Source organism: Moritella sp. JT01 (genome assembly GCF_001574435.1).
In the GTDB taxonomy this organism is placed as follows: Bacteria; Pseudomonadota; Gammaproteobacteria; order Enterobacterales; family Moritellaceae; genus Moritella.
Genome location: NZ_LOCN01000015.1, coordinates 75,300 through 90,257 on the forward strand (window position 1 = coordinate 75,300; position 14,958 = coordinate 90,257).

The window sequence follows — 14,958 nt, forward strand, 5'->3', positions numbered from 1 at the left end:
ACGACTCGATGCCTATCACTTGGTTTTCGTTTATAAGTGTCGTCGTCATTTTATGGGTAGAATCTGTATTTATACGCGTTGCGGTTAAGGTACTCAGCATATAAATACGCCTAACTGTAATGATTTCTTAGTGCCGCTAATGCTGTAACGAAACAGGTAACGCTTACAACCTTGTCGATTAACAATGAGCTTTAAACCTGAACATCCTTCATCTGTGTATTCTGTTTCTCGGCTTCTACTATCGGGTGACGTTGGCGGTAGATTGTCCATTTTTAAATTTACGTGATTGCATGAATCCACCTTAGCCATGATTCGACTCATTGATACCTAGTATTTTCATTAATTCAGTCTAGAGTGATTGAGGAATTAGTTATGAATAGCATCAATTTTCTTAGTATTACAATCCTTCCAATTGTGAAAAATTATTGCTCACCCCCTTGCGTCTGAACCTACGCGTTTCGCTCAATCTGGATCAACAACCATTGACAATTTATTTTTCAATATGTGTCTATCAGGGAAATTTTGTATTCAGCAATTCCCTTCTCAATACCTGCCGCGATCAATTTAGTCTGCTCTCTGCTTTGACCTGGTTTTTTAATACCGTTAGCAATGCGTGTCGATTCAGTTTGCACTTCTGTTGATACTTTCTGTGTCATGGATTTTTCACTCTTAATTCAGTTATCTTGATGATAAATAACTCAGGTCCATGTTGCAAAGCGAGACTTGCACGTTTGACGGATATATTTGACGTGTTGGTAATCCGGTGAGGAATAACTGAATTTTTACGCTCATGAGTTGGATTGAGCAAGATAATAACTTAATCACGGTTTCAACTTCAATAGCTCTGAGAGTATTGGTCTTTAATAATTGAGCCCATCCATGATTATGGATGGAGGTGTGTTTCGTACTGCGTGAGCGAGAAAAAGTAGGTAATGCATATGGGTTTAAAATAAAAAACAATATTATCAACTAGATAACATACCCCTTTATTTTTCACTGTCGTGCCTAATGCTCCTTTATAATCACTTGATATCAAATTGATATTCACTTGAAATTAATTTGATAATCATTTGATAGCCATTGTATTGAACTAGCAACAGACCCCTATATCATCCTCCTGGTAATTTAAACCCAAAACCGCACTTTAATACACCAAGGAAAAATAAAAATAAAATGAAACTAATTAATTGGCTAGCTTTGTCGTTTATCAGCCTTTCCACATACGCGAATGAAGTTCAGCATTCTTCAGTCGTTAATTTGACTTATTATAATAATATTGAAATGCAATATCATGACAATCTATATCTCTTTCAGCTCTTACTTTCTAGGCACTGTGTAACATATAAACAAGAAGAACAGACTTGCCGTCAGTATTTAGACAATAAAATACCGAACATACTATCGGCTTATCAAGCTGCGCCCGCAGGAGGTAAAAAAGAATACTTAAACATTAAACTTAAAATGGCCGTTGATACAAGCTTTATTTTAGCGGGTTTTCATCATGGTTTCCCGCACTACATCAGTCCTATTGTTGAAGATACCATCACGATTACGCAGGAAAGGGTCAATAATAAACGTAAGGTCATTCGAAAACAGGAACTCGATAATAATAATGGTCGAACAGGCCTTGATTTTAAAGGTTTAAATCAAGTGTTGCATGAAGACTACATCGATAAAGTGCTTGACTATAAAGTTGACGTTATCGACTATAAAATTAGAAAGATCGGGCCTAACCATGTGATTATACCTCCGACAAAATCTGAGAAAATTGAATATAATACTTTACAGTTCATCGAGAAATACCTTGAACTTCAACTCTCGCCAACGTCAGGTAAAAAAGAGTTAGATGATTTACTTAAAGGGGTTTTTAGAGACTTAACACGTTGCGCAGAATGTACCACGAATATTATTGTAAAAATTAGCAAGCATGACTCCACATGGTATGACGAAATAGCAATCTCAGAATATTTACTTTTTGGGTTTAGCAAATTTGGTGATGGCACAGGTACGTTTGAATTGCTTTATCCTAAGGAATATCTTACACCTAGATACGCAAGTACATCAGTAATTCAATTTATCCATTACTTACATCAATATATTGTACAAACACACGGTACTAACTTTGTATCTAGAGATATAGTAGAGCGTGATAATAAGCCTGCTAATATAGACCAAGTATCGTGGAACATGATGAGAGCCATTCTTCACACCCAAGATTGGGGGAAAGATGCACTAAAAAAAGGCTTTGTGCCTAATATTCGCAGGCTATTCAATTCACTTGTCAAAGTATTAACAGGCCCAACAGGTATCACATTTATTGAGCCAGTATCAGCAGCATTGAACAAAGCAGTCACAACGAATTTTAAACTCGCGCATATTGGAAAAACGTTTACTGCGGTCAGTGCTATCAACGCGACAGTTAAACACATACCAAAAGTTATATATGGCGAATCTGTGAAAAAGCTTTGTAACAGCAACCATTTTACGGGTTCGGGCTTTTCTAATGGTGTATCACTTGAGGATATCTGTATTTACGTGCCGAGTTTTAATTCCCGAGTTTTTCCAATCACTATTAGTACTACAATGGACACAGATGAAGGTTCCGCTGCTATTTCACTACTGACGAATAAAGACCCACTTAGCCTCTTTATATATGATATTTTACCTTCATCAGTAAACCCGTGGGAATCATTTTTTTCTGCTGTGAGTATCGTAACTGACGTTGACTTACGACAATATGGACAGGATCTGGTGGGTTACACCGTTATGCTTATTCACGATAGTGGTTCTATTGTTTATCGCAATTTCGCGTTTGCGAAGCAAGAAATCAAAATCAATAAATCTGATTTGATTGACAGTCACGTTGAACACTATAGCTTAAAAATAATCAACAATCTTAATGGTGTCGAAGTATCTGATTTCCCACTCAATGAAGCAATGTTTACTTTCCCTGTTGGTGGTGTAGTCAAAGGCAATAACTTTTACTTCGTAGAACAGATTGAAGATAACCAGAAGCGTGAATATTTAGATCTCTGGCGCGTACCGAAATATTGTGAGGGGGATGATGCATACGGAGATTCGTTCGACTGTCTAGACGATAAATTCCATCCTAATATTATACCTGATTTTTATCTTCAAAATATGAGAGAAATTCCGATGCCACACTAATACCAATTGTCCATCACCACAGGATAGGGTTTAGAAGTCAACGACCAATCAAGATGGACTGAGATAAAATTGGAATGCAAGTCTAGTCCACTAGGCCGTGATTATATAGCGTTTTCGATGTCTAGTCGTGACTATGGAAATGCAAAATACGTTGAGGTGAGTAACCGTTTGATTACGGTTACTTTCGATAATTCGATTCAACGGGTAATTATTAATTCGGACTCTTCAGTGAGCATTGATACCCACGAGACGTATACAATTTACACTTCTGTTGATACTTTCTGCTGTGTCATGGATTTTTCACTCTTAATTCGGTTATCTTGATGATAAATAACTCAGATCCATGTTGCAAGTTGGCAACATGGACTAATAAAGCCAATTAATGATTGGCGCCAACACTAACAAAAACATGCTCCCATGGGAAAAACTACCTATAAACCGTCGAATACTTAGCCATTCATACGTTGTATTATACGTTTTATAAAATCTTTCAATTTCGGTTTATTTTCTGGTGAAAAACTGATCGGTCGACAAGCTGTAATCGCAGCCAAACCAATACGTGCAGTATACACGCCAGCACCAACACCTTGGCTTAAACGAGCACCGGTTATTCCCGCTAAACTTGTTGTGCCAAATTCTTGCAACATTTCATCAAGCGCAAGTTCACTCACACCAATTAATGCCAAATAACGCAGCACGCTCTTTAATAGCTTGTAACGGTTGGCCAACGAAGGACGCATACCATATACCTGCCCTACCTCGTCAATCATTTTCATACTACGCCATAATGCTAATAACATATCAACAGCTGCCCACGGGCTCGCAGCCACCACCACGCCAGTTTGTAAACTGTGTTTAGATACACGGCGTAATGCTTCTTTATCCAGTGGTGCTAAAAACACATGTTCAAGATGCACCATAGCTTCTTTATCACTACTATAATCGGGCATTGTTTTAATGCTTTTAGCCAACAGTGGCGCTTGTGGTTTGCCTTTATAAAATTGCGTGAACTTAGCGATGAAGCCTTTCGCTTGACCAACATCATTGGTCATTTTTAATTGCTCGGCCTTATCTTGTAACCCTGCTAACGCAGCCATATTTTCTTTGTCAGCCATAAAACTAAATACGCTACGTAAGGCCAACATAGCAACAATGATAATCAATCCTGAAAAGCCAGCAGCAGCGATCCAATGCAGGGCTAAGGCACTTTGGAATACGGTATAGATTTGCCATAACGACATCACACCAAAGATACTCGCAATACCGATAACAAACGATTTTAACCCTTTGATTGGTAATGCTTCGAGCGTTAATCCGCGGTAAGTATCATCAACAACATCTTCAGCGCTAATGGATGCAGGGACTTTACTCAAGTCATTATCGAGATCGGGCATAAATATTTTTGCTTCACGGCTCACCGTAACCACAGCCTCTTCTGCTTGCATATCGATGGTTTTACCCTGATTACGTGTCATACTGCTATCAACTTGCTTGGTCATAGGCATTTGTCCCCTATTAATTCATTTAAAATAGTATCAATTCGAATATGTGGTAATACATCCTGATTACTGTACGACAGCCCTTGTGGTGGATTTAACAAGGGTATTTGCCAATCTAAAAATGGCTGCCACTGTTCTCCCTCGGGGATACGCGTTGGTATGGTTGGATGAATGTAACCAATCGGTTCACCATTCACACCGCGTCCCGCTATACCACGATCGCCTTGATGCTTTATCTCTTTAGAAGAACGAACCGCCGCTGTTGCTTCACAAATTGGTTGTACACCTTCATGCTGCGCGCTCTTATAAGCTTGTTTGACAATGACACCCAATAACTGACGAACCGCGTCATGATCTTCACCTAATACTTGATCGATTTTAGTTGCGGCAAACACAACCTTGTCTATTTTAGGCTTAAATAATTGCACTAATCGATTTTGACGACCATACGAAAAACTTTCAGTAATACTGGTTAACGCCTGACGCATATCATCAAGATATTCAGGCCCTGCATTTAAGGTATTAACCACGTCCACCAGCACTAATTGTCGGTCAATACGGCTAAAGAATGTTTTGTAAAAGGGCTCAACCAAATACTTCACATAACCTTGATAATTACGTTGGCAATACTTGTAATAACTGTTGTCAGCCGCACCATTAAGCACATCTTCACTGTATTGCTGACAGCAAAGTAAAGGCACGAAGTTCAATAATTCTGTATCCTCAACCGTACCCGGTAATAAAAAACGCCCAGGTTGGATCAAACTTAAACTGCTGTTTTTGTATTTACAGTCATGAAGAAACTGCACAAATTTGGTGTTCAATGATGTCAATACGGCGTCATCAACGGCTGATAATGGGTCTAGCTGTGTTAATTCGTCGAACAATTCCCCCATCAACGCCCGTCGTGGTGATACTTGATACTGCGCTTGGCATTGTTCGCTCCAACGTGCAAAGCTCATTTCACGTAAAGGTAAATCGAGTAGCCACTCGCCCGGATAATCGCGGATTTCAAGAAACAAAGAGAACTGTTCTGCTTTTAACGGATTTAAACGTCGTCCCGAACGCGATAGTCTTAGCTCAAGTAAACAACCACTAATATTAGTGGTTGATGCAGGCCATTTAGCTTCTGCTTGCGTTAAACTTTGGTAGTTCTTCTCATACGGAAATACCGGAATACCGGCATCCGCTAGCGGGTGCATTTTAACACCAAGAAGGCGTTCACTCAATACTGGTGAAAAACCAGCGAGGTTCGCATTTTCATGGTGCATCAATTGATTAATTAAGCTGGTGATAAACGTCGATTTACCACTTTTACTCAAGCCCGTTATGCCGATACAAAAGTAACGATTCTGCAATTTAGCAAGACTCGCTAGCCCGTCAGCTTTAAGAGACGATGCTTTGTTCATTAATTTATAAAACTTTTTGTCTGGGTCTCGCATATACCTACTTCATGGTTAAAGGAAGGAGAACAAGGAATTACCTTACTGTATATTTATCTTACTATAGATAGAGAGTATGCCCAAACAAACTGAACAGGAGATGAACTCGATAGGTTTATACTCTATATCTTACATTTATAATATAAAGCATCCACAATTCATATAACAAAAAATGGCTAAGGTATCTCAACCTTAGCCATTCATACAAACTATGATGTCGAAGTACTATAAAACCAGTACGACCGATATAGTGAATGTAACCTTCAATTATGTAGGAGTATATTACTGCTCTATTCTATAGAGACCACCGCTAAAGAATGACGTCACCAATAGATTTCCTTCATTAAATAAAGGGTTACCTTCTGGTAAGTTTGGCTGATAAACAATACTACTCGGTATCACTTTCATGCGGATGGTTGAATACTTTTTAGCGGTATCTTCAAATTCAGCTGGTGTCAAGATAACAACAGCACCTGGTACAGAAATTTTAGAGTAGGCTATATAGCCTTCATGAATAGCAAAATCATCAATGGTCGCAAGTTTTGACCCCTTGTAATGAACATTTACGTCACTCGCCGAAAAATTTGGATTTATTTTGGCTTTAAGGATATTTGAGCCACCCGTATAATAAAGAGTATCCCCTTCTATTTGCACACCATTAGGAAAGATCTCGTTTCCTGAGATCCACGTTTTATGGCTAAAGTCCAAAAAGCTAGTATCACCATTGTCTGTGATCGTGACTTGCGAAATTGTATCTCCGTTAGGTGCAAAAAAGGCCTTGGTATTACTGATATAAAGATGCCCTTCACTATCAACCGCCATACCGTTTGCCATAAACCAGTTTGGGTCAAACGGTTTTTCAGCGTCCCCTTGAATGAAATTTCTATCAGTCATATGACCTGTTTTGATTCTTTCACTGTTTAGCGTAGTTTCTACTTGGAATAAGGAAACAGCTTCAGTCCTTAAGCCTAATAAGCCACTAGTCTGAATGCACGCAGCATAAAGCAATGAGCCACTAGCCGTTAACCCAGTAAAGGTACATTTTTCACCTTCAGGAGCGTCATTGATACCACCTAACGCTGTCCCATCAACCGTTCCTTTAACATAGGGAGTATGCGTATATGAACCATCATGATTTTTTATAATTTCAAAAATCCAACTTTCTTTATCTCTATTTTCCCCCACAACAAACAAGCGACCATCTGTTGTAAAAGCACTATTCTCAGTTGCTTTAATCTCTTTATGTGAAATCGGTTCAGAGACGATACAACCCTGCAAAAGGCCCGTGAGCGTTAGAATTAATGGGAGTTTTATTATTTTATTCATTTTTATTTCCTTATCATCGGCAAAGCAATAGGTATATAAAGCCAAATGCTTGCCATCCTTTTTATTTTTACCTTATCAGGACTTAGTTTCTTTTTTGCTATCTAGCAAAATTTAAGCGGTCGCACATAAGCCCTGCACCTTTAGTTTGCCAAGTTTTTCGACTCAATCCACCAATAAATGGGTTATATCCTTCGATTTGAGAACCTAGTCTCAAATTATAGGCCGGTTCTTTGGGAAATAAGTCCTAATCGACTGATTATGCTGAAATTTAAAAGATAGAGGTTATAGCTTAAATTAGAAAGGACAATATGACGGGGTAAATCACAACTCTTACTTTTAGAGCAAGACGCTATGTCACAAGCTGCCAAAGGATCACAACAATCAAACCATTTTCAGGTTATGGTTAGAAATCGAGTAAAAAAATGGCTAAGGTCTTTCAACCTTAGCCATTCATGAACTAAAAAGAGTATCCAAATTAATGATTTGGCTTAGTGTCTTTCTTCGCACGATTATTTGTTTTTTTACCATAAGAACGGTTTTTAGCACGACGTTTGTCATCAGTACGGCTATTGCCTTTACTTTTACCGCCGCTATTACGACCATCATCAGCAGGCTTACTCAGGTCAGGTTCATAACCCGGTAACCATTGCGCCACTAAACGAGTATCAAGCAGTGTTTCAATTTCTTCTAACAACCAGTTTTCACCAATGCTCACTAATGACGTAGCAGTACCAGATAAACCAGCACGACCGGTACGACCAATACGGTGAATGTAGTCTTCTGCTTTAAACGGTAATTCAAAGTTGATTACGTGTTTAAGTTGTTCAATATCAAGACCACGGGCAGCAACATCTGTCGCCACTAATGCGCGTATTTTACCATTTTTGAAATCTTCAAGACCACGTTCACGTGCGCCCTGTGATTTGTCACCGTGTACAGCAATTGTCTTAATACCATCTTTGCACATTTCTTTTGCTAGGCTATCTGCGCCCTGCTTTGTACGCGTAAAGATAAGTACTTGGTGCCAGTTGCGAGAACCAATCAAGTAAGACGTTAATTCACGTTTACGATCGGTATCAACAGCATAAACAATCTGTTCAACTTGTTCAGCTGCAGCATTACGCGTATCAACTTCAATTAATAATGGATCGTTTAATAAGCTCTTGCTTAGTTTAAAGATTGCATCATCAAATGTTGCCGAGAACAACATAGTTTGACGTTTTTTCGGTAGGTGTTTTAGGATACGACGAATTTCTTCCATAAAGCCCATATCGAGCATACGGTCGGCTTCATCGAATACGATCTTTTCAACAAACTCAAGTGTTAGCGTTTCACGATCTAATAGATCCAATAAACGACCTGGTGTTGCCACTAAAATGTCAGCACCTTGTGCAAGCGCTTTAACTTGTGGGTTAATGCTTACGCCACCGTAAACAAGTTCAGCCGTTAATTCACTGTCTTCACTATATGTAACAAAACTTTTGTGTACTTGCTGTGATAATTCACGCGTTGGCGTTAATACTAAAGCTCGAATTTGTTTTTTAGCTGTTGAGTTAGCAGTTAACTGCTGGGCCATTAACTGGTGAATTATGGGCAATGCAAATGCTGCCGTTTTACCTGTACCAGTTTGAGCACCACCCATGATGTCACGCCCTTCCAAAATTGCCGGAATAGCCTGAGATTGAATTGGTGTAGGCGTTTCATAGCCTAACTTGGTAACAGTATTAATTAAATTTTGATTAAGATTTAAAGCAGAAAAACCCATAATGACCTTACTAAACACAACAACAAAAACGATATGCCGCGCAGTTTAGCAGAAGTATTACAAGATTGCAGATAAAGTCGGTAAAGCAATGATTTTAAGAACTAGAGGGAAATTTCTGCATATAAAAAAGCCAACTACATGTACAGTTGGCCACAACTTAAAGACTTAGTTAATTTTAAAACTTATATGCAACGGAAGCATAGAATGAGCTTAAAGTATAACTATCTGAACGATAGTAATTATCAATAACAAACAGATCTACTTCATATCCAAGACGAGCGCTCAAACCACGAAGGGCGACAGGTGCGTATTCGAGTCCAAAGCCATAGCGAACACCAACGCTAACCTCATCACTTGGATAAGTAACAGACTCACCTAAGTCGATAGAAGATAAACCAATCACACCAAACGGTCGTAGCCCATTATGGAATGAGTAGCCTAAGTTAGTTGCAATTGAAATAGCCGACGGAGACCAAGAATAACGATTATTGTCATTCCTAATGTCACCATATTGAGTATATTGACCTTCCAGTGAAAACACTCGGCTGAACTGATAGCCCGCTATAAATTTGAACGTATTACCATCTTCTTTAAAATTAGGGGCATCAAAATCAAGACTATCAAATTTAGTACTACCTACACCGGCACCTAGATAGAAGCCTTTCACTTTTTGCTGGTCTTGCACTACGACTGGCGCTGGTTGTGCCTTCACTGGTACAGATTTTTGTGCAGTATTGTCTTCAGTCGTTACTAACTTCGCATGCGCAGCAGAACTTGCTAAAACTAAAGCCATCAGCCCAATTGTTTTATTCATAATTATTCCTTTAATTATTATAATGTTAACCAAATAAATTATTGTTGATTTATAACACAGCCACGCTAACTAATACTAACCAAAGTAAGCCTAAATCAACCTTTCTCATGAGTAAATGGTACTAAGCGCTTAGATTTACACATCAATAATCTAATGACAATAAACACAAACGGTATACAGATCATTTCAGCAGAAGTCTTACACTATTGTTGATAAAATAATGATTGTAAGGATTATCGACAGGGTATAAAAAAACCAATCGCATCTGCGATTGGTTCTAATTTCAAATATAAGGGTTATCTAGAATTTATAAGACGCTGATACATAAAATGCGTCAAGCGTATAATCATTTGTTACACTACCAAAATCAATTGCGAAGAAATCAACTTCATAACCAACACGTACAGCAAGACCCTTTAGTTGTACCGGTGCGTATTCAAGACCAAGTCCATAACGAATAGCGCCACTACTATCGTCTTCAAATTTCTGCCCAGATTCATCTAAATCCAACACGGCTACACCAATTATACCAAACGGACGTAAACCATTATCAAAGCTATAACCAAGGTTAGCGCTTAACGAAAAAGATGTTGGTGATAACGAATAACCAGGAGTAGCTAGTTTACTGTATTTTGTATACTGCCCTTCTAATGCAAATACTTTACTGAACTGGTAACCAGCCAATATTTTAACTGTTTGACCATCGTCTTCAAACTGCGATGTAGTTAGATCGTCACTGCTATCTAACTTGGTACTACCAAGACCGGCACCAACATAAAAACCTTTATATTTAGGTGTTAGATCTTCATCAAAATTTTGCTGTACGTTTGCATGAGCTGTTGAGGTAGCTAAAAGTAAAGCAGCTATTCCAATTGATTTTTTCATCATTAGTCCTTTATTTATTATTGTTTTATGTGTTCTTATTCAGGGTTTTATAACCCTTTATTCTTCATATTAATAAACTACAACAGCCACTGCTTTTAGCTCTATTTATATATACCTATAAACTGGTAATTACATTGGTGATTAATATCACGTTTTGGATGTTTAATATGTGTTCTAGATCTGGTCGACCTATGAATAGAAACAAGAACGCCCCCTTACATTAAGGAGGCGTTTATCAATAATTATGTCGAGAATTCTAAACTAACCTTTTAAAAACATCAGATTAAGCTTTGGCAGCTTTACGTACAGATGTTCTTTCTTGTGCTGCTACAGGATTTACCATCGGACGTTCTGCCTTTGGTGTTGAGTACCAGTAACCTAGCCCCATGAATGCAGTACCAGAGATGATATTACCGAGTGAAACCCATAATAGGTTATGGCCAATACCAACGAGGTTGAATCCTTCTTGGCTATCACCGAAATAAGACATAGCAAAGATAGTCATGTTAGCGATTGAATGCTCATAACCAGACGCGATAAACGCTAATAGGCACCACCAAATAGCGATGAATTTAGCAGAACCTTCAACACGTTGACACATCCAGATTGCGAGACAAACTAACCAGTTGCATAATATACCTTTGAATAATAGAACCATTGCCGGTGCCGTTGTTTTCGCTAACGCAACCTTGTGTACCAAGCTTTCTGAGTTACCTAATAATTTACCGCCACCCGCGTAATAAAATAACGCGGCCACTGCGATTGAACCGATCAGGTTATATAACCATGTTTTTGGTAAAATACGTAAGTTATCACCCCAAGTAATGGCACCTGTTTTAGCGCCTAACGCTAAAAACATAGTGTGACCAGTGAACAGTTCAGAACCCGCTATAATAACGAGGGTTAAGGCGATACCAAATGTCGCGCCCATCACTAATGGACGAATTGATGGATCAACCATATTGCCTAACGTGAAGATCAAGATAATACCAATACCCACATACGCACCAGCCATAGCACCGCTGATAAGAAAGCTAAGTGGATCTGTCTTGTCTAGTTTTACAATACGGGCAGCGTTGGCTGAGCATTTTTTAATTGTATCTGCATACATAAGGGACTTCCTTTTAAAATTAATCGCTAATCTCAACGGTATCTTTGTTCACTCTGATTTTATACGTTGCAAGTGACACAACATCGTTCTCCAAACATTGCCCTGTCGATAAATTAAAGCGTTGTTTCTTCAACGGACTTGCCACCCAAAGTTGTTCTTCATGTTCACAAATTAAACCACGTGAAAGTACATTTGATTTAGCAAACGGGTCCATGTTGTCGATAGCAAATAACTCATCATTGTCACGTGGACGGAAAATCGCAACTTGTTTACCATTAACCAGTGCACACACACCTGTATTTGGGTTGATATCGTTTAGTTGGCAAACGCTAATCCATTTACTCATGCGTGTTCCTCCACTGTGATTGTATAAGTATCCGCTTTCTCTGCAATTGAAGCAGGACGATGTTGGTCACGTGCACTCACAAAGCGCACATTGCTGTCTTGCTCATCGCTATTAATAAAGTGAGCGAAACGTTTTTGCTGTTCCTCACTTTCGACTACCTCAGACCATTCACATCGGAATTCACTAATCAGTTTATTGATATCAGTTTCTAGTTGTTCATTGATACCCAGTTTGTCATTAACAATCACTTCACGTACGTAATCAATACCACCTTCTAAGTTATCCATCCATACCGACGTACGTTGTAGCTTGTCTGCTGTACGCACGTAGAACATGAAGAAACGATCGATGTATTGCAGTAACGTTGCTTCATCGAGATCCGAGGCAAGTAAATCAGCGTGACGCGGGTTCATGCCACCGTTACCACACACATACATGTTCCAACCAGAGTCAGTCGCAATAAGACCTAGGTCTTTGCCCTGTGCTTCAGCGCATTCACGCGTACAACCTGATACACCAAACTTCATTTTATGTGGTGTACGAATGCCTTTATATCTGTTTTCAAGTAACACACCGAGACCAACACTGTCTTGCACACCAAAACGGCACCACGTACTACCAACACAGGTTTTTGCCATGCGTAGTGCTTTTGCATACGCTTGACCGGTTTCATAACCACCTGCAATCAGTTTTTTCCAGATTGTAGGTAAATCACCTTTGTGAGCCCCGAACAAACCAATACGTTGTGCGCCAGTGATCTTGGTATACAGATTATATTCAGCGGCAACATCTGCCAGTACCGCTAATGCTTGTGGTGTAACCTCTCCGCCAGCCATGCGTGGGATCACTGAATAAGTTCCGTCTTTTTGCATGTTACCTAAGAAGTTATCATGGGTATCTTGCAGACCAACATTATCACGGCTTAATACATGGTCACCCCAGCAGGATGCTAAAATTGAAGCAACAATGGGTTTGCACATTTCACAGCCGTAACCTTTACCGTATTTAGTCAATAATTCGTCAAAGGTCTTAATGCCTTCAATGCGGATAAGGTGGAATAATTCTTGGCGAGAATATTCGAAGTGACCACATAAATGGTTTTTCACTTCAATGCCTGATTTAGCCAGTTCCGAATTCAGTACCTGCGTGATAAGTGGTAAACACCCTCCACAACCTGTACCCGCTTTCGTCACAGCTTTGATTTCACCGATTGTTGTATGGCCATCGGCAACTGCTGCAACAATTTTACTTTTGGTTACATCAAAGCAAGAACACAGTACCGCAGTGTCTGGTAATGAATCTGCGCCCATTGTTGGCTTATCGCCACCCGCATGCGCCGGTAAAATCAAACTATCTGGATGTTCAGGTAAATCCATGTCATTCAATTTAAGTTGTAATAAGTTACCGTAATCAGAAGTATCGCCGATTAATACCGCACCCAGTAATTTCTTACCGTCTTCAGAAACAATAATACGTTTGTATACTTCCTCTGTTTCATCTAGGTATACGAAACTCTTACAACCTGGCGTACGACCATTTGCATCACCGATACTCCCTACTTTTACGCCAAGCAATTTCAGCTTTGCACTCATGTCTGCGCCTTCAAATGCACTTTCATGACCTAATAAATGATCAACAGCAACTTGGGCCATTTTGTAACCCGGTGCCACTAATCCAAAGAATTGTTCGTTCCAAGATGCACACTCACCGATCGCATACACATCGTTATCGCTCGTCACACATTGGTCAGAAATAGTGATACCACCACGGCGGCCTGTTGCTAAACCTGATTGATGTGCCAACTTGTCTTGTGGGCGAATACCGGTTGAGAATACGATAAAATCAACTTCAAGCTCGGTACCATCAGCAAACTTCATGGTATTACGTGCCGTTTCACCTTGCGCCACAATTTCTAATGTATTCTTACTGGTATGCACTTGCACGCCCAGTTTTTCAATTTTTTTACGAAGCTGTTCGCCACCTTCACGATCTAGTTGCTCAGCCATTAATACCGGTGAAAACTCGATAACGTGTGTTTCGACACCCAGCGCTTTTAATGCGCCTGCCGCTTCTAGACCTAATAAACCACCGCCTACAACGACACCGCTTTTGCTACGCTTTGCCGTTGCTTCAATGGTTTTTAAATCTTCAATGGTGCGGTAAACAAAACAATCTTTACTTTCGTTGCCTTTAATTGGTGGAACCCAAGGCGTTGAGCCCGTAGCCATAACCAATTTGTCGTATTTTATTTCACGGCCTGAGTTTGAATAAATGATTTTCTGTGAGCGGTTAATAGTGATAGCACGTTCACCAATTAATACATTAATCTTATGCTTGTCGTAAAAACCTTCTTTTACCAGAGATAATTCATCGGCAGTATGATGAGAGAAATAAGACGAGAGATGGACGCGATCATAGGCAACGCGGGGTTCTTCACAAAACACGGTTACATCAAAATTTTCAATTTCAGCTTTTTCTACTAAGTCTTCAATATAACGGTGGCCAACCATACCGTTACCAATAATAACCAGTCTGACTTTGCTCATAAGTATTCCTATATATTTATTATGTAGGTATTTTGAGGTATTACTTAGGAGTTAAT

General features: G+C 39.3%; 10 protein-coding genes and 1 pseudogene. 1 reads left to right on the forward strand and 10 read right to left on the reverse strand.

The window, feature by feature from the left end; translation table 11 throughout:
- Positions 1 to 521: 521 nt before the first annotated feature.
- Positions 522 to 656: pseudogene (locus tag AKG98_RS22270) on the reverse strand (DUF2956 family protein); the annotation flags it as partial.
- Positions 657 to 1,173: 517 nt separating this feature from the next.
- On the opposite strand from AKG98_RS22270, the gene AKG98_RS13055 reads away from it, so the two are divergent.
- Positions 1,174 to 3,168: a hypothetical protein gene (locus AKG98_RS13055; RefSeq protein ID WP_067046377.1), complete on the forward strand. Its 1,995-nt coding sequence runs from the start codon at positions 1,174 to 1,176 to the stop codon at positions 3,166 to 3,168.
- A 449-nt stretch (positions 3,169 to 3,617) separates the two neighbouring features.
- Here AKG98_RS13055 and AKG98_RS13060 read toward each other — a convergent pair whose 3' ends face one another.
- From AKG98_RS13060 to nirB, 9 genes are all read right to left on the reverse strand, one after another.
- A complete protein-coding gene (locus AKG98_RS13060; RefSeq protein ID WP_228140291.1) occupies positions 3,618 to 4,667 on the reverse strand; it encodes a TIGR01620 family protein in 1,050 nt (349 codons plus the stop codon).
- Positions 4,664 to 6,109: a YcjX family protein gene (locus AKG98_RS13065; RefSeq protein ID WP_198155519.1), complete on the reverse strand. Its 1,446-nt coding sequence runs from the start codon at positions 6,107 to 6,109 to the stop codon at positions 4,664 to 4,666. The genes AKG98_RS13060 and AKG98_RS13065 overlap by 4 nt, the downstream gene beginning before the upstream one ends.
- A gap of 282 nt (positions 6,110 to 6,391) precedes the next feature.
- Positions 6,392 to 7,435 carry a hypothetical protein gene (locus AKG98_RS13070; RefSeq protein ID WP_067046380.1) on the reverse strand — a complete coding sequence of 348 codons (1,044 nt, stop codon included), beginning with the start codon at positions 7,433 to 7,435 and terminating at the stop codon, positions 6,392 to 6,394.
- A gap of 475 nt (positions 7,436 to 7,910) precedes the next feature.
- Entirely contained in the window at positions 7,911 to 9,200 is a 1,290-nt protein-coding gene (locus tag AKG98_RS13075; protein WP_067046382.1) for a DEAD/DEAH box helicase, read from the reverse strand.
- 175 nt (positions 9,201 to 9,375) lie between these two features.
- The gene (locus AKG98_RS13080) at positions 9,376 to 10,014 is read right to left on the reverse strand and encodes a porin family protein (protein ID WP_083543961.1); all 639 of its coding nucleotides are present in this window, start codon (positions 10,012 to 10,014) and stop codon (positions 9,376 to 9,378) included.
- A gap of 300 nt (positions 10,015 to 10,314) precedes the next feature.
- Entirely contained in the window at positions 10,315 to 10,902 is a 588-nt protein-coding gene (locus tag AKG98_RS13085) for a porin family protein (RefSeq protein ID WP_083543962.1), read from the reverse strand.
- 280 nt (positions 10,903 to 11,182) lie between these two features.
- Positions 11,183 to 12,010 carry a nitrite transporter NirC gene (gene nirC / locus AKG98_RS13090; protein WP_067046386.1) on the reverse strand — a complete coding sequence of 276 codons (828 nt, stop codon included), beginning with the start codon at positions 12,008 to 12,010 and terminating at the stop codon, positions 11,183 to 11,185.
- Positions 12,011 to 12,029: 19 nt separating this feature from the next.
- Positions 12,030 to 12,356, reverse strand: coding sequence for a nitrite reductase small subunit NirD (gene nirD / locus AKG98_RS13095; RefSeq protein WP_067046388.1), 327 nt, complete (start codon positions 12,354 to 12,356; stop codon positions 12,030 to 12,032).
- A complete protein-coding gene (gene nirB, locus AKG98_RS13100) occupies positions 12,353 to 14,902 on the reverse strand; it encodes a nitrite reductase large subunit NirB (protein ID WP_067046391.1) in 2,550 nt (849 codons plus the stop codon). The genes nirD and nirB overlap by 4 nt, the downstream gene beginning before the upstream one ends.
- Positions 14,903 to 14,958 lie beyond the last annotated feature (56 nt).

Coding starts and splice junctions, on each gene's coding strand:
- AKG98_RS13060 (WP_228140291.1), bottom strand. CDS start 4,667: ATGACCAAGCAAGTTGATAGCAGTATGACACGTAATCAGGGTAAAACC.
- AKG98_RS13070 (WP_067046380.1), bottom strand. CDS start 7,435: ATGAATAAAATAATAAAACTCCCATTAATTCTAACGCTCACGGGCCTT.
- AKG98_RS13080 (WP_083543961.1), bottom strand. CDS start 10,014: ATGAATAAAACAATTGGGCTGATGGCTTTAGTTTTAGCAAGTTCTGCT.
- AKG98_RS13055 (WP_067046377.1), top strand. CDS start 1,174: ATGAAACTAATTAATTGGCTAGCTTTGTCGTTTATCAGCCTTTCCACA.
- nirB (WP_067046391.1), bottom strand. CDS start 14,902: ATGAGCAAAGTCAGACTGGTTATTATTGGTAACGGTATGGTTGGCCAC.
- nirD (WP_067046388.1), bottom strand. CDS start 12,356: ATGAGTAAATGGATTAGCGTTTGCCAACTAAACGATATCAACCCAAAT.
- AKG98_RS13065 (WP_198155519.1), bottom strand. CDS start 6,109: ATGCGAGACCCAGACAAAAAGTTTTATAAATTAATGAACAAAGCATCG.
- AKG98_RS13075 (WP_067046382.1), bottom strand. CDS start 9,200: ATGGGTTTTTCTGCTTTAAATCTTAATCAAAATTTAATTAATACTGTT.
- nirC (WP_067046386.1), bottom strand. CDS start 12,010: ATGTATGCAGATACAATTAAAAAATGCTCAGCCAACGCTGCCCGTATT.
- AKG98_RS13085 (WP_083543962.1), bottom strand. CDS start 10,902: ATGATGAAAAAATCAATTGGAATAGCTGCTTTACTTTTAGCTACCTCA.